22 protein-coding genes are annotated in these 23,569 nt (G+C 41.1%); 14 read left to right on the top strand and 8 right to left on the bottom strand.

The window, feature by feature from the left end; genetic code table 11:
- Positions 1 to 214: 214 nt before the first annotated feature.
- Complete coding sequence (gene ttcA, locus FAX86_RS02430; protein ID WP_425467766.1) at positions 215 to 1,168, bottom strand: tRNA 2-thiocytidine(32) synthetase TtcA; 954 nt, start codon at positions 1,166 to 1,168, stop codon at positions 215 to 217.
- Positions 1,169 to 1,297: 129 nt separating this feature from the next.
- On the opposite strand from ttcA, the gene FAX86_RS02425 reads away from it, so the two are divergent.
- From FAX86_RS02425 to FAX86_RS02410, 4 genes are all read left to right on the top strand, one after another.
- Complete coding sequence (locus FAX86_RS02425) at positions 1,298 to 2,119, top strand: DUF6279 family lipoprotein (RefSeq protein WP_144391741.1); 822 nt, start codon at positions 1,298 to 1,300, stop codon at positions 2,117 to 2,119.
- 390 nt (positions 2,120 to 2,509) lie between these two features.
- Entirely contained in the window at positions 2,510 to 2,719 is a 210-nt protein-coding gene (locus FAX86_RS02420) for a cold-shock protein (RefSeq protein WP_144391740.1), read from the top strand.
- 145 nt (positions 2,720 to 2,864) lie between these two features.
- Entirely contained in the window at positions 2,865 to 3,182 is a 318-nt protein-coding gene (locus FAX86_RS02415) for a putative signal transducing protein (RefSeq protein ID WP_144391739.1), read from the top strand.
- A gap of 91 nt (positions 3,183 to 3,273) precedes the next feature.
- Complete coding sequence (locus FAX86_RS02410; protein WP_144391738.1) at positions 3,274 to 4,023, top strand: EAL domain-containing protein; 750 nt, start codon at positions 3,274 to 3,276, stop codon at positions 4,021 to 4,023.
- A gap of 1 nt (position 4,024) precedes the next feature.
- Here FAX86_RS02410 and FAX86_RS02405 read toward each other — a convergent pair whose 3' ends face one another.
- The gene (locus tag FAX86_RS02405; protein ID WP_144391737.1) at positions 4,025 to 4,633 is read right to left on the bottom strand and encodes an HAD family hydrolase; all 609 of its coding nucleotides are present in this window, start codon (positions 4,631 to 4,633) and stop codon (positions 4,025 to 4,027) included.
- Positions 4,634 to 4,709: 76 nt separating this feature from the next.
- Positions 4,710 to 5,453 carry a glycerophosphodiester phosphodiesterase family protein gene (locus FAX86_RS02400; RefSeq protein WP_144391736.1) on the bottom strand — a complete coding sequence of 248 codons (744 nt, stop codon included), beginning with the start codon at positions 5,451 to 5,453 and terminating at the stop codon, positions 4,710 to 4,712.
- Between the two features lie 175 nt (positions 5,454 to 5,628).
- Here FAX86_RS02400 and FAX86_RS02395 point away from each other — a divergent pair, with 175 nt between their 5' ends.
- Positions 5,629 to 6,855: a nucleoside recognition domain-containing protein gene (locus FAX86_RS02395; RefSeq protein ID WP_246128485.1), complete on the top strand. Its 1,227-nt coding sequence runs from the start codon at positions 5,629 to 5,631 to the stop codon at positions 6,853 to 6,855.
- A 551-nt stretch (positions 6,856 to 7,406) separates the two neighbouring features.
- Here the strand turns inward: FAX86_RS02395 and FAX86_RS02390 are convergent.
- Positions 7,407 to 8,030 (bottom strand): class I SAM-dependent methyltransferase, encoded by a 624-nt coding sequence (locus tag FAX86_RS02390; RefSeq protein ID WP_246128484.1) that lies wholly within the window; start codon positions 8,028 to 8,030, stop codon positions 7,407 to 7,409.
- 135 nt (positions 8,031 to 8,165) lie between these two features.
- Here FAX86_RS02390 and FAX86_RS02385 point away from each other — a divergent pair, with 135 nt between their 5' ends.
- The 6 genes from FAX86_RS02385 (at position 8,166) to tilS (ending at position 13,535) form a co-directional block, all read left to right on the top strand.
- The gene (locus FAX86_RS02385) at positions 8,166 to 8,501 is read left to right on the top strand and encodes a DUF1820 family protein (RefSeq protein ID WP_144391734.1); all 336 of its coding nucleotides are present in this window, start codon (positions 8,166 to 8,168) and stop codon (positions 8,499 to 8,501) included.
- Positions 8,502 to 8,527: 26 nt separating this feature from the next.
- Positions 8,528 to 9,640, top strand: a complete 1,113-nt coding sequence (gene rlmM / locus FAX86_RS02380) for a 23S rRNA (cytidine(2498)-2'-O)-methyltransferase RlmM (RefSeq protein ID WP_144391733.1) — start codon at positions 8,528 to 8,530, stop codon at positions 9,638 to 9,640.
- 51 nt (positions 9,641 to 9,691) lie between these two features.
- Positions 9,692 to 10,507 carry an NADPH-dependent 7-cyano-7-deazaguanine reductase QueF gene (queF, locus tag FAX86_RS02375; protein WP_144391732.1) on the top strand — a complete coding sequence of 272 codons (816 nt, stop codon included), beginning with the start codon at positions 9,692 to 9,694 and terminating at the stop codon, positions 10,505 to 10,507.
- A gap of 145 nt (positions 10,508 to 10,652) precedes the next feature.
- On the top strand, positions 10,653 to 11,024 hold the full coding sequence (locus FAX86_RS02370) for an FHA domain-containing protein (protein ID WP_144391731.1): 372 nt from the start codon (positions 10,653 to 10,655) through the stop codon (positions 11,022 to 11,024).
- Positions 11,025 to 11,170: 146 nt separating this feature from the next.
- Positions 11,171 to 12,130 carry an acetyl-CoA carboxylase carboxyl transferase subunit alpha gene (gene accA / locus FAX86_RS02365; protein WP_144391730.1) on the top strand — a complete coding sequence of 320 codons (960 nt, stop codon included), beginning with the start codon at positions 11,171 to 11,173 and terminating at the stop codon, positions 12,128 to 12,130.
- A 64-nt stretch (positions 12,131 to 12,194) separates the two neighbouring features.
- On the top strand, positions 12,195 to 13,535 hold the full coding sequence (gene tilS, locus FAX86_RS02360; protein ID WP_144391729.1) for a tRNA lysidine(34) synthetase TilS: 1,341 nt from the start codon (positions 12,195 to 12,197) through the stop codon (positions 13,533 to 13,535).
- Here the strand turns inward: tilS and FAX86_RS02355 are convergent.
- From FAX86_RS02355 to FAX86_RS02340, 4 genes are all read right to left on the bottom strand, one after another.
- Positions 13,532 to 16,195: a bifunctional diguanylate cyclase/phosphodiesterase gene (locus FAX86_RS02355; protein ID WP_144391728.1), complete on the bottom strand. Its 2,664-nt coding sequence runs from the start codon at positions 16,193 to 16,195 to the stop codon at positions 13,532 to 13,534. The genes tilS and FAX86_RS02355 overlap by 4 nt on opposite strands.
- A gap of 69 nt (positions 16,196 to 16,264) precedes the next feature.
- Positions 16,265 to 17,401: a patatin-like phospholipase family protein gene (locus FAX86_RS02350; protein WP_144391727.1), complete on the bottom strand. Its 1,137-nt coding sequence runs from the start codon at positions 17,399 to 17,401 to the stop codon at positions 16,265 to 16,267.
- A gap of 1 nt (position 17,402) precedes the next feature.
- Positions 17,403 to 17,927, bottom strand: a complete 525-nt coding sequence (locus tag FAX86_RS02345; RefSeq protein WP_246128483.1) for a lytic transglycosylase domain-containing protein — start codon at positions 17,925 to 17,927, stop codon at positions 17,403 to 17,405.
- 56 nt (positions 17,928 to 17,983) lie between these two features.
- Positions 17,984 to 19,705, bottom strand: a complete 1,722-nt coding sequence (locus tag FAX86_RS02340; RefSeq protein ID WP_144391725.1) for a proline--tRNA ligase — start codon at positions 19,703 to 19,705, stop codon at positions 17,984 to 17,986.
- 203 nt (positions 19,706 to 19,908) lie between these two features.
- Here FAX86_RS02340 and FAX86_RS02335 point away from each other — a divergent pair, with 203 nt between their 5' ends.
- The 3 genes from FAX86_RS02335 to FAX86_RS02325 all read left to right on the top strand — a co-directional run bounded on the left by FAX86_RS02335 (position 19,909) and on the right by FAX86_RS02325 (position 23,416).
- A complete protein-coding gene (locus FAX86_RS02335) occupies positions 19,909 to 20,169 on the top strand; it encodes an FmdB family zinc ribbon protein (protein ID WP_144391724.1) in 261 nt (86 codons plus the stop codon).
- 168 nt (positions 20,170 to 20,337) lie between these two features.
- A complete protein-coding gene (locus tag FAX86_RS02330) occupies positions 20,338 to 21,504 on the top strand; it encodes an aminotransferase class V-fold PLP-dependent enzyme (RefSeq protein ID WP_164503429.1) in 1,167 nt (388 codons plus the stop codon).
- Between the two features lie 211 nt (positions 21,505 to 21,715).
- A complete protein-coding gene (locus FAX86_RS02325; protein ID WP_144391722.1) occupies positions 21,716 to 23,416 on the top strand; it encodes an NAD-dependent malic enzyme in 1,701 nt (566 codons plus the stop codon).
- Positions 23,417 to 23,569 lie beyond the last annotated feature (153 nt).

Below are 23,569 nucleotides of genomic sequence, written 5' to 3'. Positions count from 1 at the left end.
GGATTTTAAAAGCAATAGTATCGTGGATTGTTGTGAACTCATGTCAGTAACAAAATTACCGATGTTCGACGGGCGGCATAAGCCTTATTCTGATTTGAATTTCAGCTAAGCTCAACGCGATAGCAATGGCAGTGACAAGAATGTACTGCCAAGCTCGAATTCGATTGAAATGTTATTCTATAAAATAAACGGTTTGGGAACGAGTTTGTAAGTTCTAAATCGCCTTAAAAGAAATTAGTGCAGGCATTTCTTCGAGATCGTCTGGATCCGGTTTTGGCTCTGGTAGTACCTCAGTGTCAAATGCAGTATCGCCCTCAGAAAATGGCGTTGATTGCCTTGAGAATTCGGTGAAGTTATACAAAGATGGATCAAGCAGATGTGATGGCGCAATATTGCGAGTGGCATTGAATATCGATTCAATTCGGCCTGGGTGTTTTCTATCCCAGTCACGTAACATTTCCTTAATAACTTTACGTTGCAAGTTTTCTTGTGATCCACATAGATTACAAGGAATGATAGGAAACTCACGAAGCTGAGAATATTTTGTAATGTCTTTTTCTCTACAATAGGCTAATGGACGTATAACAATATGCTGACCATCGTCACTCAGTAGTTTTGGTGGCATCGATTTCATTTTTCCGCCAAAAAACATATTGAGGAAAAGTGTTTCGACAATGTCATCTCGATGATGACCAAGAGCGATTTTGGTAATGCCGTTTTTGGCCGCCCAGCTATAGATTATGCCACGTCTAAGTCGAGAGCAAAGGGCGCAAGTTGTTTTGCCCTCAGGTACTTTTTCTTTGACAACAGAATAAGTATCCTCTTCGATGATGTGATAAGGCACTTCAATGCTTTCGAGGTAGTTGGGCAGCAAATGTTCCGGAAACCCAGGTTGTTTTTGATCAAGATTAACCGCGATTAAATCGAAACTAATCGGAGCGTGCTTTTTTAGATTGAGCAGTATGTCCAGCATGGTGTAGGAGTCTTTGCCGCCGGAAAGGCAAACCATGACTTTGTCGCCATCTTCAATCATATTGAAGTCTGCGATAGCTTGGCCGGTATTTCGGCGAAGCTTTTTTTGCAACTTGTTGAGGTTTGTCTTGTCTTTTTTAGAGAAAGCCTGCATGGCAATTACCTGGTACAACTGAACAAAAATTGGGCGGCACATTATACTGGTGTCCGGTGAACGAGAAAAGCCATCAGTCCAATTTTAATTGAGAAACATGATTTTAATGAAAAAAGTCATAAAAAACAAAGTTTTGGAGATATGATGACCTTGAAAAAATGCTGTCTGATAATGGTAATCGCGCTGTTTTTGCAAGGATGTGGCCTAAAGTTTTGGTATAACCGGTTGGATTGGGTTGTTCCTTGGTATGTTGATGACTTCGTTGAGCTGACGTCATCGCAAGAAGAGCAGCTTGAACAACTCATGGTATCTAAGACTCGTTGGCATCGTACGAGTGAGTTGCCGAAATACATAGAGTGGGTCGATAAACTTGCCTCAGATATTGAGTCCGAGACTGTTGAACAGAATTATGATCTACATAGAAAGCAAATCCAAGGCTTCTTTAGCACCCTGTTAAATGAGGTGGGTATCGATGTCGTCATGATGATGACAGAGCTTACCGATTCGCAAGTTACAGAGCTAATCGATACTCTGGAAGAGGAAGATGCGGATTACATGGAGGAATATAAAGATGAGAGTGAAGAAGAGCGAGTTGACCAACGTAAAGAGAATTTGAAAGATAGCTTGGAAGAATGGGTGGGACGCTTGTCAAAAGAGCAGCGAGCGATTGTGAGGGAATGGGCGAAAAATATAAAAGGTACGACAGAAGCGCGGATGGCCTATCGTGAAAGTTGGCGAGCAGAGCTGAAACGCATACTGGCTTACCGAGAGACTGAAGACGGAAAGAAGCAGTTACAAGACTTGTTTAAAAACTTTGATCAATATCGCACGCCCGAACTTCGCGCATTGTACGAACACAATAATGCGTTAACTCGAGAAAATTTAATTCGTTTATCGAAGACGATGTCGGAAAAGCAAAAGAAAAAAATGATTGAACGACTGAATAACTATAAAGAGGATTTTTCTGATTTACTGGCTGATGCAGAGGAGTAGTGTGAGCATAATTGTTTTATTAATGTTGTGAAACTGAGATTTGAAATAAGTGTTTTAAAGTTAATGAAACTTGCCTCAATATGACGCAGCGCATTCAAAAAAAGAGATATCGATACACGCCTTTGGTGCTTTATATATGCGTGATTCAGCGATTTTTGTCATGAGCGTGTAACAAAAAAAATTTATCTTTACTTCGTCTTTCAGTTGATTATACTGAAGATGCTGTGAAACGACAGCGAGTATTTATGTTTTGGCAAGATCGAAGACCTTTCTGTTGTACCTCGTTTTGTTTAATCGTAAGTAATTCCTGGACTTTCACTCAACCTTGAAGCGTATGCTCGCATTCATAGGATTCAAAGTTTAATTTAGATATATCTCAGGAGTAATACAATGTCAGTAACTACTGGTCAGGTAAAGTGGTTTAACGAAACTAAAGGGTTTGGCTTTTTAGAGCAAGAAAATGGTCCTGATGTTTTTGTTCATTTCAGTTCAATTAAAGCCGACGGTTTCAAAACTTTAGCTGAAGGCCAAAAGGTACAGTTTGAAATTCAAGACGGTCAGAAAGGTCCTCAAGCAGCAAACGTTGAAGTGATTGCATAAATCACGACACGACTGTTTGGCAAAGCCGTGATTCGCTCGCGGCTTTTTAGTTTTTACCTCCTCTTTTTATAGTCAAATCAATATTTTGCCTATTTGACACTCTCCCATTAAACTAACACGCACTTATTTTTAAATTGTTTAAGATATGACTTTCCGAAGACTCTGCTTTAGCCACAATTATTTAGAGGCGAACACCATAAAATCGATGCTTGAATTTGAAGGCGTTGAAGTTCATTTATCCGGTGAGGCATTGACTGGTGCAATGGGAGAATTGCCCGCCACGGTGACGCAAATTGAAATAAAAGTAAAAGAAGAGCACTTTGAAACCGCTCAGTCTCTGTTATCGGATTATCATCGTACACCCTCAAATCCAAATTCACACTGGGTATGTTCTTCTTGTGGGGAAGAGAATGCTTCGAGCTTTGAAATCTGTTGGCAATGTGGCGCTGAGCCTAAAGGATAATATCAACGCCCTTAGAAAGTGATTATTTCAGCAGTTGAGCTATCTTTAACTTACGATGACTTAAATTTGAGAGAGTTCTATTTGGAGACGCATGGCAAATCACAAATGCACTTGTAGAAAACCGTTAGATTTTGATATTCAAATGGCCTTTCATCCCATAGTTGATATACAGAAAAAGGAAGTTTTTTCATATGAAGCTTTAGTTCGAGGGATGAATGGAGAGGGGGCGGGCGAGATTTTATCGCGAGTCAACGAAGAGAATATCTACTCATTTGATCAAAAATGTCGAACAACAGCAATACAACAAATAGCGAGTTTGGATAAGACCGCCGTGGTCAATATCAATTTCCTGCCAGGGGCCATTTATGATCCTGAAACTTGTTTACGTCGAACTTTAGAGGTTGCTGAGGAGTATGATTTTCCACGTCACAGAATCGTGTTTGAGGTTACGGAGCACGAAAAGGTGGAAAATCATGAACTCTTGCGTGACATATTCAAGGTTTACAAATCGAAAGGGCTTAGAACTGCGATAGATGACTTTGGTGAAGGATTTGCAGGATTGAACTTATTGGCGGACTTTCAGCCTGATTTTTTGAAAGTCGATATGAAATTAGTCATAGGAATTTCAGATAATCCGGTAAAACAAGCGATTTTGTCAGGAATTATAAAAACAGCTGAATCCTTGAATATTGATCTTATTGCAGAGGGAATCGAGACCTATGACGATTACTTGTTTTTAGAACAGTCAGGAATTCGTTACATGCAAGGATTTTTCTTTGCCAAGCCAGAAATCAATCATCTACCAGATATTGACTGGTCAGTTCTGGAAAATAACCACTAAGTCATACGCTCTCGGGTTGCAGGCCTCTTGAATTAGGAAGTTGTTTGAGTAAATGATGCCAACAGCTGAATGATAAATCAGCTTGGTGTGCGTAGTCTGGCTCAGAATCCGAGTAATATAACAAAGCTTTCATATTGGCGCGTCGAGCGGCTTGAATGTCGTATATGTAATCGCCAATGTAAGCAAGATTTTCACTTCTAATTTGCCATTGCTTCGCCAGTAAAACCAGTGATTCTGGATTGGGTTTTGGCGCGGCATCGTGTCGGGTAATGATTTGGGTGACGGGCAGCTTGGTATTGTTAACTTTTATTTGTGCTGCTTCCGTTGAATTGCGGGTCACAATGGCCGTGGGCACTTTCATCTCAACTAAGTAGGTTAAGAATTCGCGAGCACCAGGAATTAATTGAGCGTTTCTGGCATCTTCCAGCTCGTATTGCTCAATGAGTTTAGTTGCTTTGTGCTTGTCTGTGCTGGGTAATGATTCAACATACTCTAAAATGTCTTGATCGGGTGGACAATCAAGTTCCTGTTTGATTGTTTTAAAGTTCAGCGACGAACTCACCAGTGTTCCGTCTAAATCGAATATAAAACCACAAATTGATTGAAGCATGTTTTTCCGTCGACTCGAATTGTTCGTTTTTCTTGATGAATACGCCAGGTTAATAGTTGGTTGTTTTAGATGATGCTTACGAAATCAATCCAGTATCGGAAAAGATGCTGACACATCCTGCCTGCCAACATTTTTCGGCCAGTGCGTGATCGTTGACAGTAAAGCACATAATGTCGAAGGGTGCATAGTGACATTGGGCAATAAAGTTGGAATAGATAAGCTGATGATTGATGTGCAATGAGGAGCACCCCAGAGCTTCTGTTTGAGCGATAGTTGCCATTTCATCCATCAATTCAAAGTCATCAACAACCAGCGCTCTGGGAATTCTAGGGAGGTATTCCTGACACAGTCTGAGGCTGTCAATGCAATAGCTCGAAAACAATATTTTGGGGTTATGTGCTCTTTCTTGAATCAGTAAAGCGATTTGTTCGGCTGTAATTTGCTCTTCACCCAGATTGGGTTTGATCTCTAAGTTTAATCCGATATTTCTCTCTAAGCCTAAATCTAAAAGTTCGTCCAGACTGGGAATTTGTTCGCCCATAAATTCATCGCTGAACCACTTTCCTGCGTCCAACAGTTTTAGTTGCTCGAAGGTGAAGTCATTGAATGTGCCTGAGCCATTAGTGGTTCTAGGAAGTACTGCATCATGAAATAGCATGGGAATCTGATCTTTAGAGAGGCGCACATCGGTTTCCACCCATTGAATCGAATGGTCTGCTGCAAGATGGAAAGCCGCAAGCGTGTTTTCTGGCGCTTTAGCGCTCAGACCACGATGGGCAATGATTTTAGGAAAATCTGTAAAGTGGAGCTTTAGCGCCATAACTTCATGACTTTTCGACTGTTTCTATCAGACTAGTTGTTTGATGGCATCTGCGCAACATCAAGATATCGGACTAAGAGCAATCTTGATGGTGCGCCACTCCTAAGGTTGTTGCATTGTATAAAATGGGCGATAGTGGCGGCACAAAAGCAGAATAAAGGATTAACAAATAATAATGAACAAACTTTGGGGCGGATTTTTTCTGGTCGCATTTGTCGGTGCGATGTGGCAATGGCTAGGAATGGGTAACCTTGATGTTTTTAGTAAGATGATGACGGCCATATTTGATATGGCAAAGCTTAGTATTGAAATTGCACTGGGTTTGGTCGGGCTCTTGTGTTTTTGGATGGGAATGTTGAAGTTGGCCGAGAGTTCGGGTCTGCTCGACGGTTTATCTCGTCTGTTCTTACCTCTTTTCCATCGACTCATGCCTGACTTGCCCAGACATCATCCCGCGTTTGGTCATATAACAATGAATATGGCGGCAAATTTATTTGGCCTAGATAATGCTGCAACACCTGCTGGCATTAAAGCGATGGAATCGATGCAAGAGGTGAATCCAAAAAAGGACGAAGCTTCAAATGCGCAAATATTATTCTTAGTCATTAACACTTCTTCTGTGACTTTATTCCCTGTCACCATTTTAATGTATCGAGCGCAATTGGGGGCGGCTCAGCCTGCAGATGTGTTCGTTCCTATTTTATTAGCAACTTCTGCGTCTACACTGGTGGGCTTGGGCGTTGTCGCCTTGGTACAAAAAATTAATATCTTTAATCGTGTAGTAATGTCTTATGCTGCGATTGCTTTGGCATGTCTCGCGGGAATTATTGGCTTATTTCATTCGCTGTCACCTGAAGAAATGACACAACTATCTTCAGCCATAGGCAATGGCGTGCTTTTACTGGCGGTAACTTCTTTTGTTGGTTTAGCGATGGTCAAACGGGTTCCTGTTTATGATGAGTTTATTGCTGGCGCAAAACATGGATTTGAGTTGGCAGTAAAAATAATGCCGTATCTTGTCGCTATGCTTGTGGCGATTGGCTTATTGCGCGCCAGTGGCGTTTTGGAGCTAGTGTTGCATGGAGTTGGCTCGATATTTGGTTTAATGGGAGCAGACTTGCGTTTTATCGATGCTTTACCCACTGGAATTATGAATCCATTTTCGGGTAGCGGTGCGCGCGCTTTGATGCTCGAAACGATGAATACTCACGGTGTTGATTCATTTGCTGGACGATTAGCGGCAGTTTTTCAGGGAAGTACCGAAACAACTTTTTATGTTTTGGCGGTTTATTTTGGTGCGGTTAATATTCGGCGACTTCGTCATGCCATTGGGTGTGGTTTAGCGGCAGATTTGGCAGGGATTGTTGCTGCCATTGTTGTGAGCTATTGGTTTTTTAGTTAGATAATTTATTCTTTATGACAAAAATATTTTTTGTTTTAAAAATTTTTCCGGTCATTGAGTTTCATCTTTTAATGAGTTTAAAGTGCTTCAATTTGGCGCAGAAAAATGATCAAAAAAACTGTTTTTAGGTATTGACTTGCGAATAAAATTAGTGAGATTTTTCGTCAAGTTTTTATGCAGTTAGTAGTTACTTTGTCTTAACGAATTATGTGAATAGAGTTGTGTGAATTTTGCACACAAGTCAGTTTGGTGAAACTTCGACAAACGAGTATGTGAAAAGGAAAGTCAAGATTAATCCACAACTTTTTTTTCTATCATATTTGTTGTTAGGATATCCCTTATACAAAGTGATTATTTCTTAAACTTCCTTGTTCTGTTTTGTAACCTATTGAAAAATAAAGAGAAAAATATATTGGTTAAAAAACAATCAATTTGAGTTTGCTCTTGAGTTTATGGGGCTTTAGAGCGCTTTTATAAAACTTTTCCCCATAGTTATCCACAGTATTTGTGGAAACATTATTACAGCCCAATGACAATGCGAAGAATGCCTTTTATGGCAGTTTTATTGCACTCGCAACCGTATAGTTTTTGCCCTGTTTGTGTTTCTTATAATTCCCAAAAACTTCATTGAAATTTCGTTTCATGAATTGACGAAGTCCATTAATGGTAACGACGTAAAAACGACCACCGGGATTTAAATGCTCTAATGCATCGTGTAAAAAAAGTGTCAGCATTTCGTTACCAACTTTTGCCGGAATATTCGAGACGATGACGTCAAACTTTTCATCAGTCAATTGTTCAAGTCCATTGCTCAGGATCGCTTTTGCATTGGTGGCACGATTGGTTTTTGCATTTTTATTGGCGTAATCTACGGCAACAAAATCTTTATCAGCCATGATGGTTGTGCCTTCGGGGGCCATTTTGGCGAGAGTAATGCCGAGAACGCCATAGCCACATCCGAGATCAAAACAATTGGCCGTTTTATCAACTTCGATATGGTCAAGTAATAATCGACTGCCTTCATCGACTTCTCTTGGGGAAAAGATACCCCAGGTCGATTCGAACTGAAGCGGAAAGCCTTTGAGTTCTGTGGTGAATTTTAATGGTTCTCTGAGCTTATCGGTCAATGGTGTTTTGGCGGGCATAATATGAGCTCTCTCTGAAATTTGGCGCATTATATCGCCGAATTAATCGAATGGCACATTTTAGGTTTAGTGGGTATCAGAATAAAACTATCCCTTGCTGCGTTGGCGCATCAGGTAAGGTAAAATGCGAGCCTGGCGTGATATTGGATTAGGAAAAGTAGTGTTATGAGTCAATCACAGATTTTTAAAGTGATGTTCGTAAATAACAACCAAACATACGAAGTGTATGCCCGTGATGTTTATTCCAGCGATTTATACGGTTTTATTGAAATCGAAGAACTGGTGTTCGGTGAGCGGACTCAGGTTGTGGTGGATCCAGCGGAAGAAAAGTTAAAGGCGGAGTTTGAAGGTGTGAAGCGAAGCTTTGTTCCGATGCATTCGGTCATTCGAATTGACGAAGTTGAGAAGCAAGGTGTCGCCAAAATTTCCGATGTTTCAAGTAACAGCGTCGTGAAAAACTTTCCTATGCCGGCAGGCAAGCCTCCTCGTTCAGACGTTTAAGTTAGAGCCGATTATTAAGATTGAGCATGCATTCAACCAACACAAATGACCAACGCGATGCCTATTTAAGCCAAGTCGAAGCAACTCATGCTAAAGATTTGCTGGTGCTCTGTCGTTGTGGCTTTGAATCAGAGGCGGCACAAGAATTACAAGATGTTGCTCAGGAATTAGGTATTTATGGTTACGTTCAAGCCGTGTCGGGTGATGGTTTTGCTCTTTTTCGCTGCTATGACCCCGAGTCGGCTCAAAATCTGTTGTGTCATATTGACGTCAATAAGTTGATATTTTCGCGTGATTTAATGCTTACTCTGGAACCGATTGATGGCCTTGATCCCGACGATCGGGTGACGGGGATGATTGAAGCTTTGAATGAATCTCCATCTGTTCGACAAATCAATCCCTGGTTTACTGACACTAATCAAGGTAAGTCTTTGGCTAAGTTAGCCAAGAAAATTGTTTCACCAGTTAAACAATCGCTTAAAGTTGCCGGAGTATTCGACGACAAGTCAGATTGGTGCTTGAATCTTTTATTTATTGAGAGCACCAAGGTGTGGCTGGGGTGGTCTTTATTTAACAACCAACCAAAGTGGGCTTGCGGCATAGCCCATTTGAAAATGCCCGGTGACGCGCCAAGTCGATCGACACTAAAACTCGATGAAGCCATTTTGCATTTTCTTGATGCTAAAGAGAGAAATTCCTTATTTGGCCTTGGGAAGACGGCGGTTGATTTGGGGGCTTGCCCAGGCGGTTGGACTTATCAGTTGGTTCGCCGAGAGCTGCAAGTTATGGCCATCGATAATGGTGATATGGCTGATTCCTTAATGAGCAGTGGTCAAGTTGAACATATTAAAGCGGATGGCTTTGTTTATCGTCCTCCTTATCCGGTAAACTGGTTAGTTTGTGATATGGTTGAAAAGCCATCACGTATTGCGGGGTTGATGGCCGACTGGATTAAAGACGGCGCTTCTGAGCGCGCAATTTTTAATCTAAAGTTGCCCATGAAAAAGCGGTACGCCATGGTCAAAGAGTGTTTTGAAATAATCCGGGAAAAGCTGGAAGAATTACCTTATTCGATTCAAGCAAAGCAGCTCTATCACGACCGTGAAGAAATCACGGTGTATCTATCCTTGTCTAATTAATCTAGATTTGAGTTATAGCAACGATAATCTTCTAACTAGAGTTAATCAGGTATGACAAAAAAAATTCCACTCGGTCAAGCGACAGAATATCCTGAAGTTTATGATCCGACACTTTTGTTTCCTGTTGAACGCAAAGAAAAGCGTATTGAGATAGGGATCGATCAACCCCTACCTTTTTATGGTGTCGATTTGTGGACGGCTTACGAGTTATCCTGGCTTGATAAGAAAGGTAAACCGGAAGTAGCGATTGCTGAATTTCGATTTCCCTGTGAGTCCAGTCATATCATCGAGTCGAAATCGTTTAAACTTTATTTAAATTCGTTCAATCAAGAGCGCATTGACAGAGATGAATTACATCGAACTTTAAAAGAAGACTTATCGGAGGCGGCAAATTGCGATGTTGATATCACCTTATATTCACTGGATGAATATCAACATTTAGGATTTGGCACGATTGAAGGACAACTGATCGACATGTTAGAGGTTGAGTGTGAGACCTTTGACTATCAACCTGACTTACTCGAATGCAGTGAGCAAGATGATAACGTTGAAGAAACACTGTATTCGCATTTATTAAAAAGTAATTGCTTGATTACTTCGCAACCCGACTGGGCAACTTTAATTGTGCGTTATCAAGGAAAAGCGATCAATAAAAGCCAATTACTTAAGTACATAGTGTCATTTCGCAATCACAATGAATTTCATGAGCAGTGTGTCGAACGCATCTATCAAGATATTATGCGAATTTGTCGGCCTAATAAATTGTCCGTTTATGCCCGATACACACGACGCGGTGGTTTAGACATCAATCCATGGCGCAGTAATTTTGAAAGTTGTATACCGTTTTTGAGAACCGCTCGTCAATAATAGAAGGGCTAAAGCTGGCGGTTCGGTAAATTGTGATTGCTTACTCGAAAAGTGGGCAGGATAATGTGACGAAACGCAACGAAACTGTTTATTTATCAGTCTATTCTTACTGCCCATACTGATAGTCGATATAGAGGAGCCAAATATGGCCTACTTGGTGTTAATTTCGGATGGTGAGACTGGACCGCGATTTACTCTTGATAAAGAGTGTTTGTCTATTGGTCGCTCATCCGACTGCGATATTCACCTTGAAGATCCATCTGTGAGCTTTGAGCATGCGCAGTTGAACATCAAACAGGGGTTTGGTGAAGTATGGATTGAAGACGCAAACAGTACCAACGGTACCTTCGTCAATAACAAGAAAGTACAATCCAGTCCTTTAAGACACAACGATAATATTAATATTGGATTATCCAACTTCCGTTTCGTCAGCGACGAAGAAAGTTTACTCGAGTCGACACAGGAAATTAAAAAGTCCTGGATTCCTGGAATTTTTTATTTAAAAGATAAGTCTTAATTGTCATCTCTTTGAAAAATGATTGGGCAAGGACGTCTGCTATAATCAAACTTGTCCGATTTCTTATAGATTGAATATATTGGCAAAGTCGTTAGAATAGCTTTCCCATACCGTCTCCGGTAGAAACGATTAGAGTAATATGGATTATGAGCATGCATTTTTTAGACTTTGAGCAGCCCATCGCTGAATTAGAAGCACAGATAGAAGAACTTCGTTTGGTGGGCAGTGATGCAGAAATCAATATTTCTGAGGAAATCGCTCGTCTGCAGAAGAAAAGCACTGAGCTAACGGAACAAATTTTTAAAGATTTAGATGCCTGGCAAATTGCTCAACTTGCTCGACATCCTCAACGTCCTTATACCCAAGATTATCTTGATCTTATTTTCACCGATTTTGAAGAACTCTGTGGCGATCGTGCATTTTCCAATGATTGGGCCATTGTTGGTGGGGTTGCTCGGTTGAATGATGAACCTGTTATGGTGATTGGCCATCAAAAAGGACGTGATACGAAAGAGAAAATTAAGCGTAATTTCGGAATGCCACGACCTGAGGGGTATCGAAAAGCTTTACGCTTAATGCACATGGCAGAAAAATTTAAAATGCCAATCGTTACCTTCATTGATACGCCCGGAGCATACCCAGGTGTCGGCGCTGAAGAGCGTGGTCAGAGCGAAGCGATTGCGCGCAACTTGAAAGAAATGGCGACGCTTAAAACCCCTATCGTTTGTACCGTTATTGGCGAGGGTGGATCGGGTGGCGCCTTGGCGATTGGTGTTGGTGATCGAGTTAATATGTTGCAAAACTCAACTTACTCGGTCATTTCTCCAGAAGGTTGTGCTTCGATTTTATGGAAAAGTGCTGAAAAAGCAAAAGAAGCTGCGCAAGCCATGGGAATTACTGCTCGCCGTTTGAAAAGTCTTGAACTCATCGATGCGATAGTCGAAGAACCACTCGGAGGAGCGCATCGCGATCCTTCGGTAACAGCTGTGCAACTCAAGCAACGAATTGTGGAAGATTTGAGTGCGCTTAAAGAGTTGTCGATCGAAGAGCTGTTAGATTTACGTTATCAACGCCTGATGTCTTTTGGTGTCTACGAAGAAAATTAATGGTTTTGTATTCGCCAGTGTTTTTAGCGGCTCGATGATCATGCTGTCATGATACTGGTGAAACATGGCTGAATCTGAACAACTTATTGAGTCTTTAGAGCAATTTCTTAGCTGTAATACTTTGCCAAATATTTGGTGGATCGGATACAGCGGAGGAATGGACTCAACCGTTTTGTTATATGCGCTCAAGCAGATTTCTCGTCATTATCCTTCAGTACAATTAAGAGCCATTCATGTAAATCATGGAATTGCTGAGCAAGCCGATGAATGGGAAGAGCATTGTCGTGACTTCTGTCACTGGCTCAATGTAAAGTTTCACAGCGAAAAAGTCACTTTATCAAATCAAACACGGCAAGGGTTGGAGCAATTAGCACGTAAAGAACGTTGGCGTGTTTTTCAAAATAAAATTTCTAAAAATGATGTTCTATGGTTAGCTCATCATAAAGATGATCAAGTTGAGACTATTTTTCTTAACTTGCTTCGTGGCAGTGGGGTTGCTGGTGTTAGAGGAATGCAAGCAGACTCACAAAGATATGATATTCAGGTGTTAAGACCATTTTTAAATTCTTGCCGATCTCAACTTGCCGAGTTTGCGAACACACATCAGTTAAATTGGATTGATGATCCTTCAAATTTTGAGTCGGATCAACGGCGTAATTTTTTAAGAAACGACATTCTTCCTGTGATTGAGAAGCAGTGGTCTGGTTACCGCGACCCCGTCGTTCGTTTTGGTAAACATATGGAATCCACGCAAAGGCTGTTGGATGAGTTCGCTGAATCCGATTTCAGGCAAGTGTACAAGGAAGAGCAAGATGGATTATCGATTGCAGATCTTAAGGTACTATCTTGGGATAGGTTGATAAACCTCCTGCGCTACTGGATTGTTCAATTCGAACTTATGGCTCCCAGCTCATCCAAGCTCGAAGAATTTGTGCGTCAATTGCAAGAGAGTACTATTGATAGTCAAATAACTCTTGCGACAGGGGAATATTGTTTAAAACAATCAGGCCAATGCTTATACATGATTCCAGAGGCTTTAACCCAACCAGTCGATTATGAATACCATTGGGCAAATTTTCCTGAAACAATTGTATTACCCAAAATAAATCGGCAACTGACGGCGAGTACTAACAGTAAACGCGGTATCCGAGCTCCTGACAAGTCGGTCCGGGTTACTGTTCGCTCGAGAAAAGGAGGCGAGCGATGTTGGCCTCATACTCGGAGTAAGGCAACAACATTAAAAAAATTCTTTAATGAGTCAGGTGTTCCAGGGTGGGAAAGGGATAAAATTCCATTAGTTTTTTACGATGAGCAATTGGTTGCTGCCGTTGGGTATTTTTACGACTACTCTTTTTTTGCCGAGCCAGGAAGTGCGATTGAATTTAAGCTTGAAGAAAAAAGTTAGTTGTTCGTTTTTGAATTAAATTCTTTTATGAGTTCTGCTGCCTCATCGGCAGGTACAGGTTTGCTAAAGTGATAACCTTGCGCATGACGAATACCATGACTTTTTAAAATATCAATGTGCTTTTTCGACTCGATACCCTCAGCAATTAAGCCTAAATTTAAATCTTGGCACATAAATGCAATCGCTTTAACAATGGTCAAATGTTCTTTACTGGTATCCATCTTATCGATAAACGAACGGTCAATTTTTATCGTGTGCAAAGTAAACTTATGTAAATAACTTAAGGACGAGTATCCGGTACCGAAATCATCGAGCAATACTTCAATATTAATTTCAGATAATGACTTTAGGAGTTTTTGTGCGAGTTGCGCACTGCGAATCAACAAACTTTCTGTAATCTCTACTTTTAAGTGTTTTGATGAAAGCTTGTTATCATCCAATGCTTGTTTTATTTCTTCTAATAGGTCGTGATGTTCAATTTGTTTCGATGAAAAGTTGACGCTAACGGATATGTCGTTAGCTGACTGGCTACGTGATTGCCAATGCTTTAATGTCCTTAAAGATTGGTTTAGTACATAAGATCCGATTTCATGAATCATACCTGTTTCTTCAGCAATTGGTATAAACTCATCCGGTGGTATGAATCCCATATCATCATGAATCCATCGGGCTAATGCTTCAAACGACACGATTCGTCCCGTTTCTAATTCAATAATAGGTTGGTAAAAAACTTTAATCTGTTGTTTTTCTAAGGCGTGCCGTAAATCACTCTCAATGCGTAATCGCTTCATTGCGGTAGAGTACATGTCATTGTCAAACATAGAATAACGAGCTTTACCGCTGGCTTTTGCGTGATACATGGCAGCATCCGCGTCTCTTAAAACATCTTCTGGACTGCTGTAATCATCTGTACAAATCGCAATACCAATACTGGTGGAGGTGAAAATTTTATGTTCATCAAGTTGAAAAGGAGTGGAAATTGAGGCGATAATTCGGTCGGCGATGATTGCTGCATCACGAGGCATATTGATATCCCGAAGTAGCACGCAAAACTCATCACCACCCAGTCGAGCGACGGTATCATTTGGACGAATGCAGTCTTCCAGGCGGCCGGCAACTTCTTGTAAAAGTTTGTCACCCATGATGTGGCCCAAACTATCGTTAATCACTTTGAAACGATCGAGATCAAGAAATAAAACGGTAAAGGAAATTTCTCTATTTCTTAGTCTTTGTTGAATGATTTGGTTTAGACGGTCAGTGAATAATGCGCGATTTGGAAGTCCGGTTAAGCTGTCATGAAAAGCTTCAAACGCGAGTTTTTTTTGCATCTTATTACGTTCGTCGAGCATTTTTTTCAAAGTAGAGTTAGTTATTGATAGTTCTTGTGTTCGTTCAGCAACTCGCTTTTCTAGTTGGTCATTTACTTTCTTTAATTCGTCATGCGCATATTTCAATGAGTCGGCATTTTTTTTTCGATAAATGGCTGTTGATACATGATGAGCAACAAACATTAAAATTTCTTTATCAAGCTGAGTGTATGACTTTCCTTTTAAATAACTTTGAACGGCTAACACGCCTCTGACTTTTGACTTTTGTATTAAAGGAACTCCTAGCCAGGTCGTTGGTGTTGTACCCACAATAACATTTCGTTTTTTCCAATGCTCGATATTGCTTTTATTGATTAGCAGGGGTTCACCTTTCTTCAGGACCCATTCTGTTGGTGAGTATTCATTTTCGGGTTTGTTTTCGTCAAGTACTCGGCTTTGTGCTTGAGAATCATACTCGTCAACAATGTAGGGAAATGAAACTTTTTGCTCTGATTTTTTATAAGTACAAATATAGAAATTTTTAGAGGGCATAACTTGATTGATGGTATGGTGTAACTCACTGTAAAACTCATCCAGGTTATGACTCGTATTTGATAACTCTGAAATTTTAAACAGTGCTGCTTGAAGCGCTTCATTGCGCTCCCGCTCTTCAATTTCTTTTTCCAGATCTTGATTAATTTTTTCCAGCATGGCGGTGCGTTGAGCGACTTTGATTTCTAGTCTTTCATTGTATGAACGAAGTTGCTCTTCATATTGCTTGTGTTCTAATACACTGGCGATATGTTGCGAGACAAATATTAATAGCTCTTTATCGTGTTCCGTTAATTCGAGTTCTTGTTTGTAGGTTTGAATGACCATGACGCCAATGGTTTCATCAATCACCTTTAATGGAACACCCATCCAATGAGCGGGAGGTTCGCCTCGCATACTAATTTCATCATGGGAAATTAATGATTGAAGTGCATTATAATCCGCAAGAAGTGCTTCACTCGTTCTAATAATGTAACCGGATAATGTCTTTTTAAATTCTTCTATAGGTTCTGGTGGCCATTGCGTGGGATCAAAGCTTTCGTCTTCGGCTTCATCGCAAAAATAAACGAAACGAATGTGTGAACGATCATCTGTTTTAAGAGCAATATAAAAGTTATTTGCGCTCATAAGGGTATTCACTATCTCATGCAGGTCCTTATAAAAATCAGAGAGATTTTTTACCTGACTGGACAGTGAAGCTATTTGCAGAAGCGCATGTTGAACCGTATCTTCGTTATTGCTTTTTTGACGGCCTTGTTCATCGTTCTTGCGAGTACCTTCGAACTTTTGATTTTTTTGCAAGTTATTGATTAACCTCGGGTTAATTCCCTCAGTGAAAGAATAGTCAATATTGCATGGTTTACCAGTGAATCAGGACTTTAAGTTGTAAAAGCTGAGAATTTCTTCTTCTTTGGCCATAGTATCTTTGTGGCCTAGCTCTATCAGTTCGCGAGTGAAGGATTTTTCGAAAAGTAAATAACTCAGTACCGCATCGCCACTTTCTCCATCAATGCCAATACGACGAAGAAAAAAGCGTAATGCGGCAGGCATTGCCTTAAAGTGTTCCCGAGCAATAAAGCTGATGTCTTGACTGGGGTGGATCGTCAGTGTTTCTATACTTCGTAAATTGAGCTCTTTGCTTTTCTTTTTCGGAAGCTTTTCAAGTGTTCGATTAATGCGGTGTAATCGTTCTAAATCACTTTCCAAACTGTCAATGAATACACTATCCAGAACATGTCCGCCAATTTCAGCAATTGTCGGGTATCCTTCGGGATGGCTTTGCTCATCGGTACTGATCTGAAACGGATCAACACTGATAACAATGATTTTATCAGCACCTAAATGAACTGCCGGGCTGAGAGGAGAAAGAAAACGCATATTGCCATCACCAAAATATTGTTTGCCCACCTTTACGGCGGGAAATACGATGGGTATTGCTGCTGATGCCAAAAGGTGATCACTGTTTATGATCGCTGGGTGGCCTCGTCGGTTGTGACGTCGCCAAATTTCGGTATTGGGTCGAGCTTGAAAGAAGCTAATGGATTCACCCGTCGTGTAACTCGATGCAGTAACGCAAAGTGCTTTGAGGGCGCCTTGCGAAATCGCCTTGTGGATTAGAGGATAAGGAATGACTTTGTCCAGAAGTTCACTTAGTGGTGTATTGTCGAGTAAGCCAAAACTCATGTGTTGCCGACCACCGAGAAGTAACTTTAACCAACGAAATGAATTGGCTGATAACTTGGTAAACTCGGTATGAAATACATGCTGACAATGAAAATTTCCCCAAACGTTTTCCAGTCGTTTCATTCCCAACTTAAAGTGTTGCGAATAGGCTGCAACGACGGTCGCATTAATTCCACCTGCGGACGTTCCGGTGATGATGGGGAAAGGATTGTTGTGGGTGGCAAAAGGTAATATTTCTGAAAGGGCTTTAAGTGCACCGACTTGATAAGCGGCTCTTGCGCCTCCGCCGGAGAGAACGAGTCCGATGGGGCTTTCCGCATTCATTTTACGCTTTCCAACGTTTGCGTAGCGCTTTGTACACCTTCATCGGATATTTCATTCTGCCATAACTTCCGTTATATCGAGCAAGCGCATTGGTGATGTTTTTCTTTTCTTTCTTAATGTACAAACTGAGAATGGCACAGCCATAGCGAATATTGGTTTCGATATCCATTAAGTTGTCATCGGGTTTGCCAATGACTTCTTTCCAAAACGGCATAATTTGCATTAAACCTCGAGCTCCGACGCTGGAAATTGCAAAGCGATCGAAGTTTGATTCAACCTCAATAACGGCAAGTACCAGTTGCGGATCAAGTTTGTAAGACTTGGCGTATTTATGGGCAAGTTTTAATGTCTCGAATCGTTCGTCTTGAGGAATGTGCGGCGCGCGTTTCGCAAGCCGCTTTGACATATCTTTAAGCCAGACTTCTGCTTCAAAGCGATCGGTGAAGGAGTGTTCTTCGGTCAATAAGGTTTTAAGCTCCTGACGAAATGCCTGATCAGGAACTTTTTGATTGGCCTGTAACGGCACAATGAAGCATATGAATAAAACTAAAAACAGGGTTGTGTGTCTGGCCACCATAGTAATTAAGTACTCAGCTTATCCATTATAAAGTCTAGAACATTATCTTGTGATATATCGAGTTTTTCGTTGTCACGTCGATGTTTGTATTCGAAAGTGCCTTGATCGATACCTTTATCTGAAATAACAATTCGGTGCGGAACGCCCATTAACTCGATGTCGGCAAACATGACGCCCGGACGCTCTTTGCGATCGTCCAGAATAACTTCTACGCCGCGATCTAAAAGCTCCTGGTACAGAGTTTCGGCAGCTTCTTTTACGCGGGTTGAGCGTTTCATGTTCATGGGGACTATCGCAACGGTAAATGGTGCAATATTTTGCGGCCAAATAATGCCATAGTCGTCATGATTTTGTTCAATGGCAGCAGCAACGATTCGGCTCACGCCAATTCCGTAGCAGCCCATTTCTAGAGTCACGGCTTTACCTTGCTCATTAAGAACATTGGCATTCATTGCCTTGCTGTATTTTGAGCCTAACTGGAAAATGTGACCGACTTCGATACCGCGCTTAATAGTTAATTGACCTTTGCCATCGGGGGCCCGATCGCCTTCGACGACATTTCGAATATCCATCACTTCGGTAATTTGTGCATCTCTCTCCCAGTTGACGCCTTTTAAGTGGTGTTCGTTAGTATTTGCGCCGCAAGTAAAGTCGGACAAAATACTGGCATCGCGATCAACTATAACAGGCGCGTTCAGTTTTACAGGGCCCAGATAGCCGGCCTCGCAATCGACTAAGTCTTGAATCTCTTCATCCGTGGCCATTGTTAGTGGAGCACTCACTAAATCGTGTTTCTCGGCTTTTAATTCGTTTAATGTGTGATCGCCACGTAAGCACAGAGCGACGACAGGATGTTCTTCAGTTGCGCCTTTGACTAACAAGGTTTTGACAAACTGCTCTGTTGGGAGTGATAACTGGTCAGCTAATTGCTCCATTGTTTTGCAATTTGGTGTATTGATACTCTCTACTGTCTCAGTAGGAGCTGGGCGCTCATTTTGTGGAGCTTGTGCTTCTGCTTTTTCTACATTCGCCGCGTATTCACTGCCGTCACTAAATGCAATGGCGTCTTCGCCAGATTCTGCCAACACATGAAATTCATGCGAAGCGCTTCCACCAATGGCTCCGGTATCAGCAATAACGGCTCGGTATTCCAGTCCAAGACGGTCAAAAATATTGGAGTAGGCTTGATACATTTTTTGATAAGTTTCTTCGAGACTTTCGGCACAATCGTGAAATGAATAAGCATCTTTCATTAGAAATTCACGAGCACGCATTACACCAAATCGAGGCCGTCTCTCATCACGAAATTTTGTTTGTATTTGATAAAAGCATGAAGGTAATTGTTTGTAGGATCGAACTTCGTCTCGAATAATTGCAGTTATGACTTCTTCGTGGGTTGGACCGAGGCAAAACTCTCGATTGTGCCGATCGTGCAGCCGTAATAGTTCTGGTCCAAATTGGCTCCATCGTCCTGACTCTTCCCACAGGTCGGCTGGTTGAACCATTGGCATGAGCACTTCTTGTGCGCCCACTTTATTCATTTCTTCTCGAACAATCGACTCAACCTTTCTTAATACTCTCAGGCCTGTTGGCAGCCAGCTATATAGTCCGGCTGATGCAGCCAGTTTTCTTATTAAGCCTGCTCTTAGCATAAGTTGATGGCTTACTAATTCGGCATCTGAAGGGGTTTCTCTTAAAGTTGCGACTAAATAATTACTGGTACGCATTGGAGTTCCGTCGTTTTTATTCTGAATTTTTAAAATTAAGAGGTCTATTTTAGCAGCGTTCACAGCGTCGCTAAATGGTTGATTTTAGGTATTAACGCATAAAATTTAATCTTGCCACTTTATTTTTTGAAAAAAGGCCTTATATTGCCCTGTATGAGCCGCTTTGAGCGGTATTTGAGTTTGTGCGCAGTGAGGAATTAGCCATGCCTATTTATGAGTATCAGTGCGGTGCTTGTGATCATCAATTCGAAAAGCTTCAGAAAATGAGTGATTCCCCGTTAGTGGAATGTCCAGAGTGTGACAAGCCCGAGCTTAAAAAGCTTGTTTCGGCTGCCGGTTTTCAATTGAAAGGTTCGGGGTGGTATGAAACTGATTTTAAGAACTCTGGCGCTAAGGCTAAAAAGACAGAAACGAAATCTGATGCTTCAAGCAGCACCAGTAAGAAAACGGAGTCTGCTGCCTAACACTTTTTCCACCTTGCAAGATTCTTCATGTAACCGATTAATGCCTCATTACAGCGATGAGGCATTTTTTTTGAGTAGAGACAAATAGAGAGTGGTTATTAGCTCATTTGTTATCGTATTTCTTTCCCGGCATACTTAACGTTCATAAAATCAATGGATTTTAATCCCGTGACGTCGTTAATTCATTTTAATGCTGCTGGGGCAAGTATTTGTGCTGATAATGTGGTGGAAGCACAAATCAATTACCTGCGAGAAGAACAACAGTTGGGTGGCTATCTATGCGCTTCTAATCACAGCGAAGATTGGCAAAAACTCTATCAAAGAATCGCTTCGTTAATTTTGGCTCAAGAGCACCAAATTGCTTTGCAAGAAAGCGCGACCCGAGCCATGGTCTCCGCTCTATTATCAATTCCTTGGGAATCGGGTGACGAAGTTATCATTACTGAATTTGAGTATGGTGCAAATTTTGTTGCGATTCATCAGTTGGCCGAAAAATACGAGCTGGTCATTAAAGTAGTGTCCTTGAGAGAAGGAAACATCAATGTTGAAGATGTCTTGCATACGGTTTCGGATAAAACAAAAGCTTTAATTATCACCTGGGTTCCCTCTCACATTGGAACGCGAGTTCCGGCAGAAGAAGTTGGTCGTGCAATCAAAGATCATCATTTATATTATGTGGTTGATGCCTGTCAGGTCGCAGGGCAATTACCTATAGATGTCACGAAACTTCATTGTGATTTCTTATGTGCAACAGGAAGAAAGTTTTTGCGAGCGCCACGAGGAACTGGGTTTCTATATGCATCGGATCGTGTGATTAATGATGCCTTACTTCCTATTATTACCGATCACTTCGCGACAGAGTTAAAGCCTTCAGGCGATTTTTCATTACGCAAAGATGCAAGACGATTTGAGTTATGGGAAGGGAATTGGTCAGCAAGACTGGGTTTGAGTGTTGCGATTGATAACTTACTTTCGAATCAAACTAACATTTATAAAAGTATTGAGACGACGGCAAAGTCTGTCAGAGAAAAGTTAAATGAGATACCTCATCTGACCACTTATGAAAATGAGATGAATGCCTCGGGGATCATTACTTTCAACTTAGCTCAGTGGAAAGCCAGCGAGCTTAATAAATATTTATTAGACCATTCAATTGTTACTAGTGTGAGCTATTTTGATTCTGGGCCAATACAAATGCAGCAAAGATCGAATACAGAGGTGAATCGTATATCCGTTCATTCTTATAATTCATTGGATGACATTAATATATTAGCGGAAGTTTTAATGAGGGCTGCAACGTCACCATTAAGTAGCGAATCAAAAAAGGTTTATTAAATTCTGTTGAAGCCTATAATGGAGGCGTTCTTGTTTGCATGATGCAAGTAAAAGCTATTTTTGAAATTCATCAAACAAAAGTTAATTCCGCATAAAGTTGTCATAACAAAAAATTATAAAGTGCATTGAGCGGTAATTTTTAATCGGTACTCATTAAACGGTAAAGTGAGACTGTTATCATTTATAGAAAAGAGAGCGAGACAACATAATTATGACGAAAAATAAGTCGAAGGGTGAAAAGCGTCCTCTATACATCCCTTATGCGGGTCCCATTCTTTTAGAGACTCCACTTTTAAATAAAGGCAGTGCATTTTCTGAGATTGAACGCCAAACATTTAATCTTGAAGGGCTATTACCCCAGAATATTGAGTCGATTGAGGAGCAGTCGGCAAGATGCTATCAACAATTGCAAGGATTTAAAGGCGATTTGGACAAGCACGTTTATTTAAGAAATATTCAAGATACAAACGAAACGTTATTTTTTAAACTCATTGTCGATCATATCGATGAAGTTATGCCACTGATCTATACACCGACTGTTGGCCGAGCCTGTCAGGAATTTTCTAAAATTTATCGTCGTAAACGCGGGTTGTTTATCTCTTATCCCGATCGGGATCGTATTGATGACATGCTTCAGAATGCCACTAAGCATAACGTTAAAGTGATTGTCGTAACTGACGGAGAGCGCATTTTAGGTTTGGGTGATCAGGGTATTGGCGGTATGGGAATCCCTATCGGTAAACTTGCCTTGTATACTGCTTGTGGCGGAATAAGTCCGGCCTACACCCAACCGATTGTTCTCGATGTTGGTTGTAACAATGAAGAACTATTAAATGATCCCATGTACATGGGTTGGCGTCACGAACGAATTACCGGTGACGATTATTACGAATTTGTTGATTTGTTCATCCAGTCGGTTAAACGACGATGGCCCGATGCCTTGTTGCAGTTCGAAGACTTTGCAGCAACCAACGCGACACCATTGCTTGAAAAGTATCGTGATGAACTGTGTAGTTTTAATGATGATATTCAAGGGACTGCTGCAGTAACTGTGGGAACTTTGTTAGCGGGCTGTAAAAAGCTCGGCCAACAATTAAAAGATCAACGCTTGGTATTTTTGGGTGCCGGTTCTGCAGGGTGTGGAATAGCTGAGCAAGTGATTGCACAGATGAAACGGGAAGGACTTTCCGATGAACAGGCACGCGAACGGATCTTTTTAATTGATAGCCGAGGTTTATTAACTGATGACCTCGAATATCTCAAGTCATTTCAAAAACCGGTGGCGCAAAAATCGGATATTACGAGTGATTGGGTAAAAAATGAAAACGGGCGTGTTGATTTTTTTAATACGGTAAAATTTGCAAAACCAACGGTGTTAGTTGGGGTTTCTGGTCAACCTGATGTGTTTACCAACGACATTGTGCAAATGATGCTATCAAGCACTGACCATCCCATTATTTTGCCACTGTCGAACCCAACATCAAAAAGCGAAGCAAAGCCAGAAAACTTAATAGAGTGGTCACAAGGAAAAGCGATTGTGGCAACCGGTAGCCCATTTGAGCCAGTCAACTTTGAGGGAGAGTCTTATCCGATTGCTCAATGTAATAATGCTTATATTTTTCCTGGTATCGGGCTAGGGGTTTTGGCTGCGAAGGCAAGTCGAGTTACGAATAATATGTTGATGGCAGCAAGTGAAGCGTTAGCGCAATATTCCATTGAATGTTCATCGGGCGCATTGTTGCCACCTTTAAAAGACATTCGTCAAGTCAGTTATTCAATTGCTCGCGCAGTCGCTCGACAAGCGATGGATGATAATGTTGCGATTACAATTTCAGATGAAGCGTTAAGTGAAAAGTTAGAAAGAAACTTTTGGACTCCTCAATATCGTACCTATCGCCGAACATCATTTTAGTTCTTCCTAAACTGGCCTTACCAGCTTAAGGCCAGTTCCAGAATTTTCATTTCTCTAACTGTTTTAACTTGCTAATGAAATTTAGCGAGGAGTCCCTTTCGAATAAAGCGCCCCTAAAAAAATAGATTAGGTCAGTAAGTTTCGGGAATAAGC

Origin of the sequence: Pleionea sediminis (assembly GCF_007570825.1) — a bacterium.
GTDB lineage: Bacteria > Pseudomonadota > Gammaproteobacteria > Enterobacterales > Kangiellaceae > Pleionea > Pleionea sediminis.
The sequence above is the reverse complement of the archived record's forward strand: the minus strand, read 5'-3'. Positions and strand labels throughout refer to the sequence as shown.

Coding starts and splice junctions, on each gene's coding strand:
- FAX86_RS02350 (WP_144391727.1), bottom strand. CDS start 17,401: ATGAATGCGGAAAGCCCCATCGGACTCGTTCTCTCCGGCGGAGGCGCA.
- queF (WP_144391732.1), top strand. CDS start 9,692: ATGACAAAAAAAATTCCACTCGGTCAAGCGACAGAATATCCTGAAGTT.
- tilS (WP_144391729.1), top strand. CDS start 12,195: ATGGCTGAATCTGAACAACTTATTGAGTCTTTAGAGCAATTTCTTAGC.
- FAX86_RS02385 (WP_144391734.1), top strand. CDS start 8,166: ATGAGTCAATCACAGATTTTTAAAGTGATGTTCGTAAATAACAACCAA.
- FAX86_RS02420 (WP_144391740.1), top strand. CDS start 2,510: ATGTCAGTAACTACTGGTCAGGTAAAGTGGTTTAACGAAACTAAAGGG.
- FAX86_RS02410 (WP_144391738.1), top strand. CDS start 3,274: ATGGCAAATCACAAATGCACTTGTAGAAAACCGTTAGATTTTGATATT.
- FAX86_RS02325 (WP_144391722.1), top strand. CDS start 21,716: ATGACGAAAAATAAGTCGAAGGGTGAAAAGCGTCCTCTATACATCCCT.
- FAX86_RS02395 (WP_246128485.1), top strand. CDS start 5,629: ATGAACAAACTTTGGGGCGGATTTTTTCTGGTCGCATTTGTCGGTGCG.
- FAX86_RS02390 (WP_246128484.1), bottom strand. CDS start 8,030: ATGCGCCAAATTTCAGAGAGAGCTCATATTATGCCCGCCAAAACACCA.
- ttcA (WP_425467766.1), bottom strand. CDS start 1,168: ATGTGCCGCCCAATTTTTGTTCAGTTGTACCAGGTAATTGCCATGCAG.
- FAX86_RS02415 (WP_144391739.1), top strand. CDS start 2,865: ATGACTTTCCGAAGACTCTGCTTTAGCCACAATTATTTAGAGGCGAAC.
- FAX86_RS02335 (WP_144391724.1), top strand. CDS start 19,909: ATGCCTATTTATGAGTATCAGTGCGGTGCTTGTGATCATCAATTCGAA.
- FAX86_RS02405 (WP_144391737.1), bottom strand. CDS start 4,633: ATGCTTCAATCAATTTGTGGTTTTATATTCGATTTAGACGGAACACTG.
- rlmM (WP_144391733.1), top strand. CDS start 8,528: ATGCATTCAACCAACACAAATGACCAACGCGATGCCTATTTAAGCCAA.
- FAX86_RS02400 (WP_144391736.1), bottom strand. CDS start 5,453: ATGGCGCTAAAGCTCCACTTTACAGATTTTCCTAAAATCATTGCCCAT.
- FAX86_RS02340 (WP_144391725.1), bottom strand. CDS start 19,705: ATGCGTACCAGTAATTATTTAGTCGCAACTTTAAGAGAAACCCCTTCA.
- FAX86_RS02370 (WP_144391731.1), top strand. CDS start 10,653: ATGGCCTACTTGGTGTTAATTTCGGATGGTGAGACTGGACCGCGATTT.
- accA (WP_144391730.1), top strand. CDS start 11,171: ATGAGCATGCATTTTTTAGACTTTGAGCAGCCCATCGCTGAATTAGAA.
- FAX86_RS02425 (WP_144391741.1), top strand. CDS start 1,298: ATGGTAATCGCGCTGTTTTTGCAAGGATGTGGCCTAAAGTTTTGGTAT.